Source organism: Sphingobacterium sp. PCS056, from assembly GCF_023273895.1.
Lineage (GTDB): Bacteria > Bacteroidota > Bacteroidia > Sphingobacteriales > Sphingobacteriaceae > Sphingobacterium.
The window spans coordinates 4,614,170-4,634,184 of the sequence record NZ_CP096883.1 but is presented as its reverse complement, the minus strand read 5'-3'; the positions used below and the strand labels follow the sequence as shown (position 1 = coordinate 4,634,184).

11 protein-coding genes are annotated in these 20,015 nt (G+C 36.5%); 8 read left to right on the top strand and 3 right to left on the bottom strand.

Annotation, left to right across the window (positions count from 1 at the left end):
* The first annotated feature begins 255 nt into the window (after positions 1–255).
* The 3 genes from nhaA (at position 256) to MUB18_RS19420 (ending at position 6,980) form a co-directional block, all read left to right on the top strand.
* Positions 256–1,431, top strand: a complete 1,176-nt coding sequence (gene nhaA / locus MUB18_RS19430; RefSeq protein WP_248754293.1) for a Na+/H+ antiporter NhaA — start codon at positions 256–258, stop codon at positions 1,429–1,431.
* 530 nt (positions 1,432–1,961) lie between these two features.
* Complete coding sequence (locus tag MUB18_RS19425; protein WP_045755908.1) at positions 1,962–5,240, top strand: SusC/RagA family TonB-linked outer membrane protein; 3,279 nt, start codon at positions 1,962–1,964, stop codon at positions 5,238–5,240.
* A 30-nt stretch (positions 5,241–5,270) separates the two neighbouring features.
* Positions 5,271–6,980, top strand: a complete 1,710-nt coding sequence (locus tag MUB18_RS19420; protein WP_248754292.1) for a RagB/SusD family nutrient uptake outer membrane protein — start codon at positions 5,271–5,273, stop codon at positions 6,978–6,980.
* 91 nt (positions 6,981–7,071) lie between these two features.
* Here the strand turns inward: MUB18_RS19420 and MUB18_RS19415 are convergent, their stop codons facing one another.
* Both MUB18_RS19415 and MUB18_RS19410 read right to left on the bottom strand, forming a co-directional pair.
* Positions 7,072–8,097 (bottom strand): threonine aldolase family protein, encoded by a 1,026-nt coding sequence (locus MUB18_RS19415; protein WP_248754291.1) that lies wholly within the window; start codon positions 8,095–8,097, stop codon positions 7,072–7,074.
* 209 nt (positions 8,098–8,306) lie between these two features.
* A complete protein-coding gene (locus tag MUB18_RS19410; protein WP_248754290.1) occupies positions 8,307–9,545 on the bottom strand; it encodes a DEAD/DEAH box helicase in 1,239 nt (412 codons plus the stop codon).
* A gap of 227 nt (positions 9,546–9,772) precedes the next feature.
* On the opposite strand from MUB18_RS19410, the gene MUB18_RS19405 reads away from it, so the two are divergent.
* From MUB18_RS19405 to MUB18_RS19395, 3 genes are all read left to right on the top strand, one after another.
* Complete coding sequence (locus MUB18_RS19405; protein ID WP_248754289.1) at positions 9,773–10,378, top strand: 2'-5' RNA ligase family protein; 606 nt, start codon at positions 9,773–9,775, stop codon at positions 10,376–10,378.
* Positions 10,379–10,468: 90 nt separating this feature from the next.
* Positions 10,469–12,349: an Nramp family divalent metal transporter gene (locus tag MUB18_RS19400; RefSeq protein ID WP_248754288.1), complete on the top strand. Its 1,881-nt coding sequence runs from the start codon at positions 10,469–10,471 to the stop codon at positions 12,347–12,349.
* Between the two features lie 83 nt (positions 12,350–12,432).
* Positions 12,433–17,628 carry a DUF4011 domain-containing protein gene (locus MUB18_RS19395; protein ID WP_248754287.1) on the top strand — a complete coding sequence of 1,732 codons (5,196 nt, stop codon included), beginning with the start codon at positions 12,433–12,435 and terminating at the stop codon, positions 17,626–17,628.
* A gap of 105 nt (positions 17,629–17,733) precedes the next feature.
* Here the strand turns inward: MUB18_RS19395 and MUB18_RS19390 are convergent, their stop codons facing one another.
* Positions 17,734–18,297 carry a porin family protein gene (locus MUB18_RS19390; protein WP_248754286.1) on the bottom strand — a complete coding sequence of 188 codons (564 nt, stop codon included), beginning with the start codon at positions 18,295–18,297 and terminating at the stop codon, positions 17,734–17,736.
* 217 nt (positions 18,298–18,514) lie between these two features.
* Between MUB18_RS19390 and MUB18_RS19385 the strand changes: the two genes are divergently transcribed.
* Both MUB18_RS19385 and MUB18_RS19380 read left to right on the top strand, forming a co-directional pair.
* Positions 18,515–19,048 (top strand): RNA polymerase sigma-70 factor, encoded by a 534-nt coding sequence (locus MUB18_RS19385; protein WP_045754294.1) that lies wholly within the window; start codon positions 18,515–18,517, stop codon positions 19,046–19,048.
* Positions 19,045–20,013: a FecR domain-containing protein gene (locus tag MUB18_RS19380; RefSeq protein WP_094773548.1), complete on the top strand. Its 969-nt coding sequence runs from the start codon at positions 19,045–19,047 to the stop codon at positions 20,011–20,013. The genes MUB18_RS19385 and MUB18_RS19380 overlap by 4 nt, the downstream gene beginning before the upstream one ends.
* The last annotated feature ends 2 nt before the right edge of the window (positions 20,014–20,015 follow it).

The following is a 20,015-nucleotide window of genomic DNA, read 5'->3' as shown; positions in this document are numbered from 1 at the left end:
ATTTTTAATTACCATAAAGATAAGCTTGTATTCTTACCATATGGTAAATATGATGTGAAGTTTATGTTAAGTATTTCGAAATCGTTTTTTTGTTAATATACATGTGGTATTGAGCATGAAGTATTCAGATATATCGGGCTGTAAAGCTTCGTTTTTTAAAAGAAAAACTTATCTTAGTGCAATTACATTATGTAGGTCGTATAGTCATTTTGATACCTACTTTTTTCTTATTGATCACTAAATGAAAAAGTCTTCATGTCAAATTTAATTAATCTAAAAATTTTCAAGCAGTTTTTACAATCTAGTAATATAGGTGGTATTCTGTTATTTATCTGCGTTATTGTTTCCTTGATTGTTGCGAACACTCCACTGGCAACTTCGTTTAGTAATCTTTTAAATACAACGATCGGATTTGAGACAGAAAATATTCATTTGAACTATTCCATTCTGCTGTGGATAAACGATGGTTTGATGGCAATATTTTTTCTATTGGTGGGTTTAGAGATCAAACGTGAATTGGTGGAAGGGGAATTATCATCTCCGAAAAAAGCTTTATTACCAATTTTAGCAGCGGTTGGTGGTGCTATTCTTCCAGCCCTCATTTATTTGTTTATTAATAAAGGTCTACCTACAGAACATGGCTGGGGAATTCCGATGGCTACCGATATTGCTTTCGCATTGGCTGTTATTACGCTATTGGGCAATCGGGTGCCAGCTAGTTTAAAGATTTTTTTGGCTGCCTTAGCTATTGTGGATGATTTATTGGCCATTTTAGTGATTGCTTTATTTTATAGTGGCGATTTACATTATAACTACTTATTTATTGCTTTAGGTATTTTTGCATTTTTATTAGGGTTGAATTATTTTGGTGTCAAAAAGATTTGGGCTTACTTGATTCCTGGAGTATTTATTTGGTATTTTATTCACCATTCGGGTATACATGCAACAATTGCTGGGGTATTAGTGGCATTGACATTGCCGACAAATGCTACGGATGATGAATCTCCATTAGAAAAACTGGAACACATCCTTACTTCTCCAGTCAATTTTATTATTATCCCACTTTTTGCAATTGCAAATACCAATATCACGATTCATAGTGAAATGGTTGGAGGCTTAACTACTGCTTTGGGTATTGGTATAATAGGGGGGCTACTGGTTGGAAAATCTATTGGTATTTTAGGGATTTCTTTTATTGCTACAAAACTTAAATTATGCACCTTACCTGAAGGGGCCAACTGGAAACATATCTTTGGAGTAGGTCTACTTGGGGGAATTGGATTTACGATGTCCATCTTTGTCTCTATATTGGCGTTTACAGACCCGATGTTAATCGAAGAAGCAAAGTTTGCTGTATTGATCGGTTCTTTGTTTTCAGGAGCGATAGGCTATCTGTTTCTTGCTAGCATTGGAAACAAAAAAATGGGTTAATACTGATCATGTAGTATCCTTTTAAAAAAAAACTAAAGGATTAATGATATATAGGGCTTATACAATACAATTGTATAGGCCCTTTTCTTTACAGAAATATTGCCTATCTAAAATAAGATTAGCTTACGAAGCTATTTTGTTTGATCTTCAAATTATAAAGAAAGTCATTTTAAGTTTATAATTTTTTGATAAAAGATAAGAGTACTTTTTAAGTGTTGAATAAGTTTATGATCTACTTTGATTTTAACAGTTTTTTAACATTAATGTGTCAACTTTTTTGAGTTATAGGGAGTTTAAATTTTTTACTGTCTTTTTCTTGTTACAAAATGTATTTGTTACAATAAGTGATTGTAGTTTTATTGCTTATGTATCAATCTGTTATGTATTTGTTTAAAAGATATTTAACAAATAATTATGAAATTTCAATCGTTTGCGTAAATTTAATTAACAACTAAACATGTAGTGCTAGGGGAGATTCTTCAAGAGGATATAGCACTGATTAAATTACCAAATTAAACCTTTTTCACATTATGAGAAAACTACTACAGTTTCTTAACGAGGATTTTATTGAGCATAAAAAAACGATAAAATACTCTCTTTGGGCATCTACCGCACTTGTGTTGATTAGCCATCAAACCTTAGGTAACCCAATGTCCAAATTTGCTGATGCGACCTATTATGCGGTCAGTGCAAAGTCAGTACAAAAACCTATTCGAGGAAAAATTCAAGATGCAGCTACCAAAGAAGCGATCGCTGGAGCAACCATTAAAGTTGTCGGGAAAACGGCAGCCACATCATCTGATGCGGACGGTAATTTTCAGATTGATGCAGCTGTAAATGATGTCCTAGAAATTACTTATGTTGGATTTTCGAAGCAGACTGTTAATGTCACTTCCACTTCATTGCCCCTTATTGTAGGCATGTTAAGTCAAAGTGATGATTTAGAGGAGGTCGTTGTAACGGGGTATAGCACGCAACGAAAAAAAGATCTAACAGGAGCTGTTTCTGTGGTTAACGTTGATCAATTGAAGAGTACGCCTGCTGCTAGTGCGGTCGAATCTTTACAAGGTCGGGCTACCGGTGTTCAGGTTGTTACAGACGGTGCGCCCGGTTCTACACCACAGATTAAAATTCGTGGATATAGTACCATCAACAATAACGAACCTTTGTATATTATTGACGGAGTGCCTTACGAAGGTAAGCTGAGCTGGTTAAATCAAAACGATATAGAGTCTATGCAAGTGCTGAAAGATGCATCAGCGGCTTCTATCTATGGTTCTCGAGCAAATAATGGTGTTGTGATCGTGACCACAAAAATGGGGAAATCGGGTAAGCCACAAATTAATTTGGATGCCTATTATGGATTACAAGTGCCTAATAGTAGCCGGTTTCCGAAAATGTTGAGTCCGCAACAAGTTTTAGATATTGAAAATAGATTGGATGGAAAAAACAATACTTTACCAGATTATATAATTGCAGGAGCAGCACTCGGCAATGCCATTACACCTGCTGACCTTGACATGTCAAAATATAAATACAATGCTACGAGTCGTTCTGATTTTTATCAGATCACGAAAGCAAATAAAGCAGGAACAAATTGGTTTGATGCTTTATCGCAAAATGCACCTACACAATCTTATCAATTGAGTGCTACAGGAGGTGGTGAAAGTGCTAATTATGCATTTTCAGGAGGTTATTTAAAACAAAAGGGTACCATTGTTCATACGGGTTTTGAAAAATATAATATCCGTTCTAACATGTCATTTTCTGCTTTTGATAAAAAGTTGAGATTTGGGGAAAATATACAATATTCGTTCACTGAAGGCTTTGGTATGGGGGTAAATACCAATACTGCCGGAGATTATATTGGAGAAGGTAGTGCCCTTGGTTTTGCATATCGTATTCACAATTTGATACCGGTATATGATGAAGGTGGAAATTTTGCTGGATCGGTCGGTGGACAATATGGGAATGGGGAAAATCCTGTAGCAATAGCTTATCGTGCTAAAGATAATAAAAATAAGAGTAATCTATTTTTTGGAAATGTGTATGGTGAGTATGATCTGCTTAAGGGGTTGACCTTACGTACAAGTATGGGTATGAAGTATGAAAATTATAATACAGTTTCATATACCTACCCCAATCCAGAATTTACAGAGGGAAGCTTTAATAATGGAATGAATGAATCTTCTGGAATCAATAAAGAGTGGACTTGGACAAATACATTAAATTATAAAGCTAAATTTAATGATGACCATAACCTCAATATCTTATTGGGTACAGAGGCAATAGAAAATCGATATAGACAAATATCTGCTAGAGGAAATGGTTACTTTACAACAGCAAGTTTAGATTATTTTTACATCAATTCTGCTTCGAAGGACATTTTTGGAAACGGAGAGGGAAGTGTTGGAGCTCTATTCTCTATGTTCGGAAAGGTGGACTACTCGTATAAAGATCGTTACATTTTCAGTGGAACTGTGAGAAGAGATGGATCTTCCACTTTTGGACCTGATAATAAATATGGTGTATTTCCGGGTGTAAGTGCCGCTTGGCGTTTGTCTGAAGAAGAGTTTTTAAAAGGCTCTTCGTGGTTGAATGATCTAAAGATAAGAGCAGGATATGGTGTGACGGGAAATCAGCGCATTCCACAAAATCAATATGTGAATCGTTATCGAGTGGAAGTGAATGCATCTTCTTATCCGATCAATGGACCGCTTAGTTCGGGAGTATGGCAAAATGCATACAGTAACCCAGCTATCAAGTGGGAGCAAGTTTCTGCACTAAACCTTGGATTGGATTTTTCGATTCTGAATGGCGATCTTGATGGATCATTTGATTGGTATAATAAGAAGACTACCGATATGCTCTATCCACTTCCTTTGCCAGCAGTTGTTGCAGGTAGAGCAGATGCACCTTATGTCAATATCGGTGATATGCAAAATAAAGGAGTTGAGTTTTCACTGAATTATCACTACGGTAAGAAACAGGACAAACCTTTCACATTAGATCTTTCGGCAAATATTTCTAGAAATGTCAATAAGATCGTGTCATTGGCACCATCAATAAGCCAGCAGGTTTATGGAGCATTCAGAAGTATGGAAACATCAATTTTGAAAGCTGGAGAACCATTGGGTGCGTTTTACGGATATAAAGTGGTTGGTATATATCAAGATGCTGCTGATATCGCAAGCGCTCCTTACGCTGATGGAAAGTCAAGGATAGGGGGACTTAAATATGCAGATATTAATGGAGACAAGGTCATCGATGCTAATGATAGAACAATCATCGGAAGCCCACACCCTGATTTCGTATATTCATTGAATATTAATGCTACATATAAAAACTTTGATTTAATGGCCTATTTCTATGGTTCTAAGGGAAATCAAAATTATGAAGCAACTCGTTACTTTACAGATTTTGGAGTTTTCAAAGGACAGAAAAGTGTGCGTGTTTTAGATGAGTGGAGTCCAACAAATACAGGAAGTATGATCCCTTCGCAAGTTAATGACGCCTCTCCTTATGAATATGCCTCTTCAAGTTACTATGTACAAGATGCAAGTTTTTTAAAGCTTAAGAATTTACAGATCGGTTATAATTTACCTGTTCAAAATCTATTTGGAGGAAATAGTTCGGTACGCAAATTTAGAATGTATTTTGCTGTTACGAATTTATTTACGATCACCAAATATGAAGGTTTAGATCCAGAGGTAACTGCTACTCCTTCAGATTACCCAGCATTGGGTGTTGATTTTGGAGTATATCCGCAGTCAAGACAATATATGTTAGGACTTAGTTTAGGATTCTAGGGCTTTATTAATTATTAAAATTTAAATATCATGAAGAAAAAGAATATATATATGATCCTGGGGGCCACTACACTTTTATTTGCTTCGTGCGGTAAAGGCTTTTTGGAGAAACTACCTCAGGGAGAATTGGCAGAATCACAAGTTGAAAATGCAAAGGGAATTGAAGGGGTATTGATTGGTGCTTATGGCATATTGAATGGAAATGTAAGTGGAACTTGGGGAAATTATTCATCTGCTCCTAGTCAGTGGTTATTTGGGGAAGTTGCGTCAGACAATGCGCATAAAGGTTCAACATCTACCGATCAACCTAATATGAATATGATTGAATTTCATACACCAAACAGCTCAAATGATAACTTGAGCCAAATGTGGGAAGTGTATTATGAGGGAGTATTGCGAGCTAACAATACGTTGCGCTTATTAAAAGTAGATCAGGCTGGTGCGAAAACCATCACTGCAGCGCGAGCTAAGGAGATTGAAGGTGAGGCTCGTGTATTAAGGGCACACTACTACTTTTATCTTTGGAGAGTTTTTAAAAACTTGGTATATGTAGACGAAAATACGACTGCTGATGAAGCTAAAGTAAAGCCTAATAAAGATGATGTATTGCCTAAAATAATTGATGATCTAAAGATCGGTATTGAAAACTTACCTTTAACCAAAATCAATCAAGAGTCGGGTCGAATGGATAGAAATATTGCAAAGGCATATTTAGGTAAAGTGTATCTATACCAGAAGAAATATCCTGAAGCTCTTGTGTTGTTCAAAGAAGTTATTGCAGGTAAAGATATTCAGGGAATGCCTTTTCAAAATAACTTTGATGTGCTGAATGAGGATGGACCTGAAGCATTGTTAGTGTCGAAACATGCAATCAATCCTGATGGAACTGGAGACAATGCAAATGTCGGAGATATGTTGGCTGGCTTAAATGGAAATAACCCTGTTGGATGTTGTGGTTTTTATCAGCCTACGATCGACTTGGTAAATGCTTATAAAGTAGATGCCAATGGTCTACCGATGTTGGATGGATCTTACCGTACAAATCCTTACAAATCAGATTTTAATGAAGCATCGCCATTGACTTACAAATTGGATACTACATTGCGTTTTGACCCACGTTTAGATTATACTGTAGGTCGTAGGGGTGTGCGCTATCTTGATTATGGTGTTATGCCAGGAAATGCTTGGATAAGAGAGGTGGCAAGCGGTGGTCCTTTTGTCGGTATCAAAACGATGATCCCACAGAGTCAATTTGGTAGCCATACCGCTTCTGGGGCAGCATATATCACGGATTTGGACGTTAATATTATCCGTCTAGCTGATGTGATATTGATGGCGGCAGAGTGTGAAATAGAGGCTGGCAATTTGACAGGAGCGATGAATTATGTGAATGCAGTGCGTGCCCGTGCAGCAAATTTGCCACCTAAAAAAACAGCATATAATAATAATGCTGCTGTGTATGTGGTAAAACCGTACTTATCTTTTCCTGATCCAGCATATGCTCGTAAAGCTGTTCGTTTTGAACGCCGCTTAGAGTTGGCTATGGAAGGACATCGTTTTTATGATTTAGTACGATGGGGAGAAGCAAAATCTACATTAGAGAGCTATTCAACTTTTGAAGGGGGTATTTTGCCAACTTATAAAGGACTGAACTTTAAACCTGAAAATGAATACTTCCCAATTCCTCAAACGCAAATTGATAGAAGTGGGGGAGCTTTAACACAAAATACCGGTTACTAAAAATTTGTTTCTTAAGCAATAAAGCGTGGCTTGTCTGGTTTCAGATAAGCCACGCTTATTTTAATGATTATTCACGAGTAAGAGAAACTGCTTAAAGTGATTTTAGATCTGCTATAAACGCATCAACATTTTTTTCATCTGTTGCCCAAGATGTGATCAGTCTAATTGCAGCATGATCATCATCTATTTCCTTCCAAATATAGAATTGATAGTTTTCACTGAGTTTTTGGATAATATCTTTTGGTAAAATAGGAAAGATTTGATTGGTCATTGAATTTGTTAAAAAAGAAAATCCTTTTGACTGTACGGCATCTACTATTTTCAAGGCCATCGTGTTTGCGTGATGTGCCAAATCGAAATATAGATCGTGCTTAAATAATTCTAAAAACTGTATGGCTAGTACTCTTCCTTTGGCAAGTAGCGCTCCTTTCTGTTTCAATACATATTCAAAATCGAAGGCTAGTTCTTGGGTCCTAAAAATAACCGCTTCTCCCAATAATGCGCCATTTTTTGTTCCACCGATATAGAAGATATCTGTTAATCTTGCGATATCAGCGAGTATCATATCATTATTTTGCGCCATGAGTGCATGTCCCAATCGAGCACCATCGAGATAGAGTAACAAATTATTGGTCTTGCAGCATGAAGATAAATCTTCTAATTCACTTTTTGTATATATGGTACCGATCTCAGTCGAATTGGAAATATAAACCATTCTTGGTTTGACGACATGTGGCTTTAGTGCATATTCTTTTAATGCGTTTTGGATATCTGAAGGTCTTAATTTACCATCCTCCGTTTCTACTGCAATAACTTTATGACCCGTTGCTTCGATAGAACCGGTCTCGTTGGCAGAAATATGTCCTGTTTTAGCACTTATAACCGCTTCATGGACACGAAGGAGAAAAGAAATTACGATGAGATTGGTTTGTGTCCCGCAAGAAAGAAAATGTATCGTAGCATGAGGGTTTTTTATTTTTTCTTTTAATACCTCTTTAGCTTCAATACCATATTCATCTTCACCATAGCCCAGTTGCTGTACGAGATTTGTTTCAATGAGTTTAGTTAAAATATTGGGGTGTGCACCCTCAGAATAGTCATTTTTGAAATTATACATTTTTTAATATTTTCCTACGTTCTTTATCTGTTCAAGGCGCTTTTATATAGCCTATGTAAAGATAAAATATAATTGATAAATTCATAACACCATAATTTTCTAAAGAAGGTTCGCTGAAGGTCAAAGGTGCTGGTTTGAATATGGTATAAATAAAAAATCACGGAATTTTATTTCCGTGATTTTTAACATCTTTTAGGAATTTGACTCCTTTAACCTTTTTTCTTTTTCATGGTCATTTTAGCTTTTTTGCCAGCGCCATAATTATAGGTCTTACTATTGCTTTCTTTCTTTTGATGGAAGGCTCCGCCACGATTGTCATTGGTTCCTTCATCGATCAGTGTAGGATTTTCTTTTTTTGCACTATAAATTGATAATTTTTCAGGCAAATCAAGTACTTCCATTTTTTGACCTACAATTTGTTCAATTTTCTTGATTTCAGGCAATTCCAAATCAGTTGCGAGGGTAAACGCCAATTGTTCTTCATCACCAGATTTGATAATACGTTGGATCAGGGTATCGTTATGCTCAGGTATTTCAAAATGAAAGATATAAGGTATACCTGATAAGTCTAATTCTTCAGTTCCTTCATTTGCAACGATTAAGATCCGATGTGCGTTATCTTGTTTGAATAGATTGATATCATGAATGTTTTTATCTTCAAAAAATAGGGGGTTGAAAATCAGAATTTCTTCATTGTACTTGCGGTGCAAGCTTTTTCCTAGCTTTTGGGCAGTAAGTTTACTGTTGACAAAAATGATGACTTTATCAAATACTTCATTATCTAACATCAAGCTATTGAGAAGATTGATTTTAGTAGTGAAATTGGGTACTTGATAAAGAAACAAGTCATGAACGTTAAGTTTTTCTGCTGCCAGTTCCTCTACTTCAATTAGGGCAGGAGTAACCATAAAACTATCGATCATCTGATGTAATTTTTCGTGCTCTACAGTACTGAAAATTAGATGTTGACATTTTTTACAGCTTTGTACAAGTTCTTTGACAGGGGTGATCATTCCATTCTTTATAACCTCTTCGGCATCATCGATAATCAGGGTATGGATTAAATTGAGATTTAAGCCTAGTTTGAGGTAAACAGCTCTTGCTCTATTGGGTGTGGAAACAACGATTTCAACACCTGCTACCAGCTTTTCAATCTCCTGTTCCATACTTCCACCTGCGCGCAAGCCTATAATACTGAGGTCTTTATTTTTACTGATCAAATAGAATTGATCTAGAATAGCCTGAACGCGTTCTTGATCAGGTGCCAAAATTAAAACTTTGGGCGCATCAGGAACATTAAATTTAAGTCCAGAAAGTACACTGAGTACGTAAGTTGTCGTTTTTCCTGAACCTTCAGGACCGATAGCAATGATATCTTGACCTCCTAATATCCGTGACATCGATTTTACCTGTATTTCCTTTGCCGTTAAATAACCCAGATCTTCCATGGATTTTTGTAACCGCTTGCCTAATTTTAATTTATCGAGAGACACTTTATCGTCGTATTTAATGAATAATGGTCAAAGTTACTTAAAAAAAACTTTGCAAATACCCGAATATAGACCTTTATGGTATATTACTTGATCAACGGCGCGCCAAGAGGATGGAGAGGGCCTGATTTGTTTTATCAACTTCTTTTATTGTTTTATTATGATTATCTTTAAAAAAAGCATATTTGACGTTATTGAAAGGAGGGCAGATGTCCGCACATGTAGAAAAGTATTCATTTGTATTTCAGCCTTGTGAAAAAGGTATTCAACTTGTACAATCGATTAAAGAAAGTTTAAAAAATAAGATTGGATGGTTTTCCAGCTGTCATTCAATGGCTCATATTACGATATGTGAATATCATGCTGATCAGGAGATGCTATCGCATATAAAGAAACAAGTTGTAGATGTGTTAAAATTTGAACAATCTCAATATGTATATTTTGACGAATATCAGGTTTTTCCACAGAAGGGAACTTTTTATATCGCACCCGCATTAAAATCCAAGCAATTTTTGAAAAAGAAAATAGAGGCAATCACTAAAATAGATTTTGCAACGGAGCTTTATAAAAGCGAAGAACCTCACTTGACCGTAGCGCGTAAATTAGATCAAGAAGCGCTGGCGATTGCTTCTGAGAATCTTAGAACAGTTGATTTAGACTTTTTTTGTTCAAGTATCTTTCTGCGTAAATTTAATCCGGTTCGAAAGCAATATGATATCATAGAAGAGCTTAAGTTTGGGAATTTTCAAAAACCGCCGGTCGAAGTCGGGCAATTATCCTTTGATTTTTAATAAAAGGTGTAAAAATGTAGTTTTTAGTTTAAGGATTTATATCTTTATTTCCACAAGATAGATCGGGTATAAATTACAATAAATTGCTACATGAGTAAAGATCCTTACCAACATGAAAAATCTCTTTCTGACGTACACGAAAGTGTTGAAATTATTAAGGGTAAGTCAAAGATTAAGAAAGTACTCAGTTTTTTTGGACCTGCTTATCTGATTAGCGTAGGATATATGGATCCCGGTAATTGGGCTACTGATCTGGCTGGTGGAAGTCAATTTGGTTATGCCTTACTGTGGGTGTTATTGATGAGTAATATCATGGCTTTGCTATTGCAGAGTTTGTGTACACGATTAGGTATTGTACGACGTAAGGATCTTGCACAGTGCAACCGGGAGACCTATCCAAAACGCATGAATTTTGTGCTCTATATCTTAGCCGAAATTGCGATCGCTGCATGTGATCTTGCTGAAGTGCTGGGTATGGCAATAGGTCTTAATCTTCTTTTCGGAATTGATATTCTTTGGGGGGTGTTGATCAGCTTTGCTGATACATTTCTCATCATGTATTTGCAGAAGCTGGGTATGCGTAAAATGGAACTTTTTATTATAGGGCTCATTACGATGATCGGTATGTGCTTTATGGTAGAAATGTTTTTGGTGCAGCCTGATTTTAGTGAAGTGGTGACAGGTTTTATACCCAGTTTGCCCAATAGCGCAGCATTGTATATCGCAATAGGGATTATAGGTGCAACTGTCATGCCTCACAATTTGTACTTACATTCTGCCCTAGTTCAAACGCGAAAAATAGAACGAGATGACCATTCTATCAAGAAAGCCATTAAATATAACCTTTTCGATAGCGCTATCGCTTTAAATTTAGCATTCTTGGTAAATGCCGCAATCCTCATTCTCGCATCAGCGGCTTTCCATAAAAACGGAATGCACCATGTTGCAGACTTAGAGGACGCTTATCATTTATTGGGAAAAACATTGGGAACGGATCTGGCACCGAAGTTATTTGCTATTGCCCTGATACTTGCAGGGCAGAGCTCAACTGTTACAGGTACCTTAGCGGGGCAAATTGTAATGGAAGGATATCTAAGATTGCGCATTAGCCCCACATTAAGAAGAATTATTACACGCTTGTTGGCCATTATTCCTGCAGTATTGGTTATTTTAATCGCAGGAGAATCTCAGGTTGGATCCTTACTTATTTTTAGTCAGGTCATATTGAGCATGCAGTTAGCATTTGCTGTTATCCCCTTAATTCACTTCGTGAGCGATAAGGAAAAAATGGGCAGTTTTGCGATTAAACCTTATGTACAGGTATTAGCTTGGCTGATTGCCGCTATTATTGCGATACTTAATATAAAATTGGTATATGAAGAGATTACGGGATGGATTGTCAAGTATGACTCGCTGTGGTTGACGAGTGTATTGATCCTTGGTGCGGTGGGCATGGTGGTCTTACTCTTTATGACACTGCTATATCCTATTCTCCACAAAAATAAACCCATTGAATTTGATGTGCATCCTCCTTTTGAGGATTTGAAATTTGAAGAACCGGACGTATTTAATAAAATTGTTCTAGCTTTGGATTATTCTACCTCAGATACTAAAACCGTGAAATATGCACTTTCAGTCGCAAATCCGGATTCTCATTTTATTTTAGTGCACATTGTTGAAAGCGCAGGGGTAAAATATACGGGAGAAAGTACCGATGATTTTGAATCTAGACAAGATTTGGACCGGCTAAAAAAATATGCTCACTTTTTTTTAGACCGAAATTATCAAGTGGATTGGGAACTGGGGTATAATAATCGGGTTGCTTCAATTGCGAAGATCTGCGAAAAATATCATGCTGACTTGTTAATCGTTGGCAGTCATGGACATACAGGTGTGAAAGATTTTGTTTTTGGTGAAACTGTAAATAAATTGAGACATACCGTAAAAATACCTGTGTTTATCGCACAATAATCTGATATGATAATTATTTAAGATAGAAGATATTTGAACTATTGTTTATCTTTTTTATCTTAGTTAATAAGTTAAAATTGCGAATGGAAAATATTAAACAGATTCATATAGAAAAAGAGACAGCAAATTTCCTGAATCTTTCCATGTATCAAAATCAGATTACTTTTTTAAGCAACCTGATGATTTCTTCTGAAAGCGATCAAATTTTAGAGAAAATTCGTATTGATATTGATACAGATGAACCCTGGATGGAGCGTTATTCCTACCAACTCGCATATTTACCTGTGGGTTTATCGGTTAAAATACCGACAGATAAGATCATGATTAAACCTGCTTATTTTATTCAATTAAGTGAGATTGAACGCAGTTTATATTATATTCGGATTTATCAAGATGAAAATTTATTGACGGAGGAAAGGGTCGAAATAGAATTGCATCCTATGTCGTTCTTTGGAGGTTTTAATGCACTTCCTGAACTATTAGCTTCTTATGTAACACCCAACCATTCTTATATTTATAATATAAAGAATAAAGCAATAACCTATCTAGAAGAGCAAAATCTGCCCGTTAAATTTGAAGGATACCAATATGAAGATCCTGTGCGCATACTGGAAATGATGCGTGCGATATATAAAGCAATACAGTCTGAACAGATCGTGTACAGTGCTCTGCCTCCAAGTTATGAGGAACGGGGGCAACGTTTGCGTTTACTTGATGTGATTGCCAGTAAGCGTTTCGGTAATTGTATTGATATCAGTTTATTGTACGCTGCTTGTCTGGAGGCTATAGATCTAAATCCCATTATAATTGTAACGAAAGGACATGCTTTTGTGGGTTGTTGGCTTCATAATGATAAATTTTCCGAAATTATCAATGAAGATAAAACGGCTATAACCAAACGTTTTGCTAAAGGAATAAGTGAAATAGTCGTTATCGAGTCGACCAGTGTTTGTAAAGGTACCGATATCAGTTTCAATGAAGCGATTGATCTCGCTGAAGCAAACCTTGTCGAAAAGGATGATTTTGTTTTATCTATTGATATCAAAAGAGCCCGAGCTAGTGGTATTAAACCTCTCCCTCTCAAGTTGGACGCTAGCATGAGCGAACTTTCTGATCTAATCGTAAGAAATGCTGCTTTAAAAGATGAAAAGATTGAGATTGGTAAGATCTACGCTGAAAAAGAATTAAACGGGAATAAATCCATCAGTAAACAAAAAATCTGGGAAAGGAAACTATTGGATCTGTCGTTGCGCAACAATTTACTGAATCTGCGCATGACAAAAAATATGTTACAGATCATGGATGTTAATATTCATGATCTGGAAGATCTGTTAGTGGAAGGGAAGAGCTTTTCGATTAGCGCAAGTGCAAATGCTCCGCTGTTAAAACAGTATAGTATCTTGAATGAAACACTGCATGCTTCATCTCCTGCATATCAGCTAGCTCAGGAGGAATTGGCCCATAATCGTTTGATCTCTTACTACCACAGTGAGGATTTGGATACTATCCTCACCCATATCTATCGAAACGCCAAATTATCTATTGAGGAAAATGGATCGAGTACACTTTATTTGGCTATTGGGCTCTTGAAGTGGAGGGATAAGAAGACTCCTAGTCAAGTCAGGTCTGCACCAATTATCTTGATTCCTGTAGAGTTGACCCGTCGCTCTATCAATAGCAAATTTATACTTCGTAGCCGGGAAGAAGAGGCGATGATTAATATCACATTGTTGGAATTTCTCAGGCAAGAATATGAACTTGATTTAAGTGATCTGGAAGAACTTCCGAGAGACAACAAAGGTATTGATGTCACGCAGGTAATCGCACACATACGCAGAGCGATTATGGGATTAAGAGGTTGGGATATTGCTGATCAAGTGGTTTTAGGTAATTTCTCGTTTAATAAATTGATTCTTTGGAATGATATTGCACATCAATCTGAGCAGATTGCACAAAGTACAATTGTGCAGAGTCTGATCGATGGTCAATTGCGGATTAATGTCAATAATGAAGAAAATACATTAGATTTTGATAATATTCATCCCGCGGCTTTAGCATTACCTATTGCAACAGATGTTTCGCAATTAGCAGCGATATATGCTTCAAGTGAAAATAAAAGTTTTGTGCTACATGGACCTCCAGGTACAGGAAAGTCGCAGACCATTACCAACATCATTGCTAATGCCCTATTTCAGGGAAAAAAGGTACTTTTTGTAGCGGCAAAAAAAGCTGCTTTGGATGTTGTATATAAACGACTGGCGACTATCGGGTTATCAAATTTCTGTTTGGAGCTTCACTCTAACAAAGCCAAGAAATCAGATGTCCTTGCGCAGCTTGCTGAAACCCTAGATCTGCCGAAGATATTGGGTAATTTTGATTTTAATGAAGAGGCTAATCATTTGATAAATGCGAAAAGAGAACTTCAAGTATATATCGAACAACTGCATGCACAACAGACCATCGGTTGGACTTTGTATGATAGTATTATTGCAATTACAACATTAGAATCCTATAATTTTGGTAAAATTGATTTGCCAAAAACAATTTTTGATACCCTAACTAATGAAAAGTGGCGATCATGGAAAGATTTGGTTATCGACTTATATTCTGTGTCACAGATCATAACCAAGCCTAGTCATAATCCATTTAAGGGAATTGCGCTTACTAATTATTCGCCGGCAATTCAACAACAGGTAGCATCTTCATCTCTTCAATTGAAACAAAGCTGTGAAGAATATGAGCTCGTAATGCGGCGTGTCATTGAAACTCTTGGTATCCCGATCCAAGTATTTTCGTGGTCAGACTTGAATCAGTTTAATCAATTTGTAAATTCATTAGCACAGTTGCCAGAAACGGGTTTGTCGCTTTGGCGGCTGATCCTTAATCAGCCACAGCAAGAAAAGCTACAGAAATGGATGCTTGATTTTGAAAATTTTCAAATTAAACGGCGTATTTTATTAAGTAAGGCCCATAAAAGTGTGTTGGATGCGAATCTAACGGCTTTAGAATCAATCTGGAATGCAGCAAAACAAACTTGGTTTTTTCCAAAGTGGTTAAAAAAGAGACAAGTGAAAAAAGGATTATCTACTTACAGCAGTAAGCTTTTAAATGAAGATGCTGCATTAGATCAATTTTTTAACGAAGTCAATGCTTACCAACAAATTAATGAAGTTGTCAAATCAAGAGAATATGATTTCGTCCGTCAAGCATTATCCAATTCTTATTTAGAAGAGGAAACAGATTTGAGTGATATCCGAAAACAAGTCGAAGGCTTACAAGCATTAAACGAATTGTTGGGGCCCTTATTAACTTCTCCTTTGGAAGAAGTTCTCTCGCAATGGATAGCGCATTCGAAAACCGATATCAAGCAATTGGTACCCAAACAAGATCTACGCCATGTTTTAGCAGCATGGCAGACCTTACTTGGTCATATCCACCAATTTCAAAATGAAACCCAATTGGATGTCCGATCTTATCCTATTGAAATCGATTGGTTGACTGAAATAAGGAAAAAAATGACCGGCATAGTCACACATATTGATACCATTAAAAATTGGACTAACTATTCTAAAACCAAGGAAAGGGCGATAGGACTAGACTTAGGATGGTTGGTAGCTTGTTATGAAAATGATGATATCCAGCAAGAACATTTGGTTGAGCATTTTGATTATATCATTCACTATAATCTGGCGGATCAAGTAATCGCTTCTCATGAAGCATTAAATATGTTCAATGTTCGATTATTTGAGGATAAAATTTCGAAGTATAAACAAATTGCTGAAAGCTTCACTGAATTGACAAAAAAGGAATTGTTGTTACGGCTAAACAAGGACTTGCCAAATGCGGTACAGGAGGCTGCTCAAGGTTCTGAAATAGCCGTGCTACAGCGTGCTATCAAAAATAAGGGAAGGGGATTAAGTATCAGAAGATTATTTGATCAGATGCCTACTCTTTTACCTCGATTGGCTCCTTGTATGTTGATGAGTCCAATATCCGTTGCGCAGTATTTTGAAGTAAATCCGGAGCAATTTGATTTATTAATTTTTGATGAGGCCTCGCAATTGCCGACTTGTGAAGCTGTAAGTTCTCTTGCACGTGCCAAACATGCCGTGATCGTGGGAGATCCAAAACAGATGCCGCCGACATCATTTTTTATGAGCAATAAAGTCGATGAGGAAAATATAGAAATTGAGGATTTGGAAAGTATTTTGGATGATTGCCTTTCTTTATCTTTTCCATCGAAGTATCTGTTGCGTCATTATCGGAGTAAGCATGAGAGTTTAATTGCTTTTAGCAACGCACATTATTATGACAATAAACTATTAACATTCCCATCGGCAGATGATTTAAATAGCCGAGTTACTTATCAGTATGTAGAAGGGTATTATGATAAGGGTAAAAGTCGTCAAAATAAATTTGAAGCACAGGCTATCGTGGATGATATCGCAAAACGACTTCGAAATGAAAGGACACGTAAACAAAGTATCGGTATCGTCACTTTTAGTCAGGTGCAACAGAGTTTAATCGAAGATAAACTCAATGAGTTATATCGAAAGGATGCGCAGCTGGAATCATGGGCAGTAGAAAGAGATGAACCGATCTTCATCAAGAATTTGGAAAATGTGCAGGGAGATGAGCGTGATGTGATCTTGTTTTCTATTGGTTATGGACCGGATGATAAAGGTCAGCTCAGTATGAATTTTGGACCTTTAAATCGTGAGGGTGGATGGAGGAGACTTAATGTCGCTGTAACAAGAGCTCGTGAGGAAATGAAAGTGTTTGCAACGCTTCGATCAGACCAGATTAATTTAAACCGTACAGCTTCGGAAGGGGTCGCCGGTCTGAAAAACTTCTTAGCCTTTGCAGAAAAGGGACATTTGCCACTTGATGCAAGTCTGATAAAAGCTGAAGATAACCACATAAATTTAAGTCATAACGTGGCAAGTAGATTACGAGCTGAAGGATTGGTGGTTAATGAGAATATAGGAACATCAGATTTTAAAGTTGACCTAGGTATTGTTCATCCAGAATTTCCAAACCGTTATATTTTATCGATTCTTTTAGATGGAACCAATTATTTTGATGCTGAAACTACGAATGATCGAGAACTGGTATTGCCCAAGATGCTGGAGAGCTTAGGATGGAATATTTTCCGTATTTGGACTTTAGATTGGATCGAAAATGCGGATGTAATCGTAGAGTCTATTTTGATAAAAGTAAATGAGCTCGCCAGAAAAGTTGAGGTACCGTCCGAAGAGGAAATTAATCCAATAGTTTAGTTGTCTTATTGCTTTTGAGTTTAAACGATCTTAAGATGTCCATATTTAGAGATACCACGAGCACTACTTTTTTGAATGAAGCCCGTGGTATATCCATGCAAAAGATTAGAATTTGTAGCCGACCATAATTCCTACTGTCCTGTTTTTGGCATCTAGTGTTTTATCAACACTGCTCAATCCGTGGGTGTAATAAGCGTCCACTGTCAATCGACTAATGTCGATACCTAATCCTACTCTTCCATCGAAAGAAAATTTCTTGTAATCCGTGGTGCCTGTAGATTTAACCGTTTTGAGATCATAATTTAATTGAGGACCTAACATCGCCCGAAGGTTGAAATCTTCCTGATCGATTAATTTATATCCCACCTGAAGTGGTAAATTTATTTGATAAAATTTTAATGTCTTCTCACTCTTATCTAATGTATAGTTTTTGCGTAATAAGCTGGCTCCAACACCTGGTTGAAAGAATAATTGATTTCCAATGCGTGCAAATCCAGCTACTGAAAAACCAACTTTTCCATTATTATCTTTAATGGAATGATTACCAAATGATGTCATATGATAATTACTTCCAACTTGAATTCCATAGGTCACTTCCTGCGCATTTGCTACTGTACCTAATCCTAATAATGTCAATCCCAAAAGGGCAGTTTTTAATGTTGTTTTCATTTTTCTAAATTGTTTGTATTTGTGTCGATTAATTATTCGTCTTTCTTTTATGACAACCAAGTATGGACATACCCTTGATAAATTTTAAAATATTATGGTGTAATATGTTTTAAATTTGATCGGGTAGAAAAAAATGAAATTCAGGTAAGGGTATAGGTCGTTTTGATTGTCCTATATAATACAGTAGATCGTTTAATGAGTGCGGAAAATAAAATCCATGTCAGAAAATAAAGAAAAAAAATTTGAGCAACTGTTTCGTACGTATTATCAGGAATTGCACCGTTCGGCATTTCGATACGTGAGGGATAGTGAAAGTGCTGAAGAAATTGTCCAGCAAGTTTTTTTGCGTTTATGGGAAAAAGAGTGGGAACAGGAGGTGCATACTTCAATAAAAGCCTATTTATATCGTGCGGTTTATAATGAAAGTATGAATTTGCTAAAAAAGGAACAAAGAAAGTTGACTTACCAATCTTATCAACTGAGCCGACAGGATGTCGTGCCAGCTGTAGATCAAAGTGCAAAAGATCTTGATCAAAAGCTGCAGTTAGCATTAGCTGGACTTCCAGAAAAGAGCCGTATTGTATTTGAGCTGAGTCGTTTTCAGGAAATGAAATATAAAGATATTGCCGATACACTGGATCTTTCCATAAAAACAGTTGAAGGCCATATGAGCAAAGCTCTTCGACATTTACGTATTGAATTGATAGATTATTTAACTGTGATTGTTTTCTATATCATCTATATTATATGAATAAGGAATTGTTAGAAAAATACATCATTGGAGAAACCAATGAAGAAGAAAATAAGATTATTCAACAGTGGTTGGGACAAGATAGCCGCAATCATGCTGAATATTTAAAAATGAAACAAATGTGGGATAGCCTACCTCAAGCGCTTGAAGCTCCAGAAGTAGATGTGGATCAAGCTTGGGCAAAGTTTAGAGCTGCTAGAGCCAATAGATCTGCTGATCGGAATGATACTCGGGACAGGAAAACGGTCGACATTGGATGGAATTGGTGGGCGGCAGCGGCAGTCCTGTTGATGTGTTCTTTGGGATTTTATTACTTTGATAAAAGTAATAGACAAGAGCAAAATCTCTATAGTACCACATCAGTACTTAAAAATACATTGCCCGATGGATCGACAGTCACACTTAATAAAAATTCGAAACTCGCATATTCTAGTACGTGGATGAATGCAGCACGTAGTGTCAAATTAGAGCAAGGTGAGGTGTTTTTTCAAGTATTGAAAGATCGGGCACATCCTTTTGTGATCGCTTCTGGTAAAAGTAAGATTACGGTATTGGGGACTAGTTTTAATGTGCGTCGTCATGTAGATGCCACTGAGGTTATTGTAGCGACGGGCTTGGTGAAAGTTTCTTACAACAATCATGAAATATATCTACATCCTAAAGAAATGATTACTGTGAAAGACAACGACACAACTACAGTTTCTGTTAAACAGGTGCCAGATCAATTTTATAAATATTATGTAGATCGCGAGTTTATATTTGAAAATACAAGCTTGGAACGTGTGGTGGAGTTATTAAGTAAAGCTTATGAGCAAAAAATAGTCATTGATGTTGCAGCGGATAAAAAACTTTTATTGACGGCGACTTTTAAACAAAATACTTTAAATGATATTTTGAAGGTTATTGCAGATACTTTTAAAAGTAAAGTCATTATTAAAGATTCCATTATTCATATAACTAGATAATC

Excerpts from the sequence above, each read along its gene's own strand:
- MUB18_RS19380 (WP_094773548.1), top strand. The coding sequence starts at position 19,045 with ATGAATAAGGAATTGTTAGAAAAATACATCATTGGAGAAACCAATGAA.
- MUB18_RS19395 (WP_248754287.1), top strand. The coding sequence starts at position 12,433 with ATGGAAAATATTAAACAGATTCATATAGAAAAAGAGACAGCAAATTTC.
- MUB18_RS19415 (WP_248754291.1), bottom strand. The coding sequence starts at position 8,097 with ATGTATAATTTCAAAAATGACTATTCTGAGGGTGCACACCCCAATATT.
- MUB18_RS19425 (WP_045755908.1), top strand. The coding sequence starts at position 1,962 with ATGAGAAAACTACTACAGTTTCTTAACGAGGATTTTATTGAGCATAAA.
- nhaA (WP_248754293.1), top strand. The coding sequence starts at position 256 with ATGTCAAATTTAATTAATCTAAAAATTTTCAAGCAGTTTTTACAATCT.
- MUB18_RS19410 (WP_248754290.1), bottom strand. The coding sequence starts at position 9,545 with ATGGAAGATCTGGGTTATTTAACGGCAAAGGAAATACAGGTAAAATCG.
- MUB18_RS19400 (WP_248754288.1), top strand. The coding sequence starts at position 10,469 with ATGAGTAAAGATCCTTACCAACATGAAAAATCTCTTTCTGACGTACAC.
- MUB18_RS19390 (WP_248754286.1), bottom strand. The coding sequence starts at position 18,297 with ATGAAAACAACATTAAAAACTGCCCTTTTGGGATTGACATTATTAGGA.
- MUB18_RS19420 (WP_248754292.1), top strand. The coding sequence starts at position 5,271 with ATGAAGAAAAAGAATATATATATGATCCTGGGGGCCACTACACTTTTA.
- MUB18_RS19385 (WP_045754294.1), top strand. The coding sequence starts at position 18,515 with ATGTCAGAAAATAAAGAAAAAAAATTTGAGCAACTGTTTCGTACGTAT.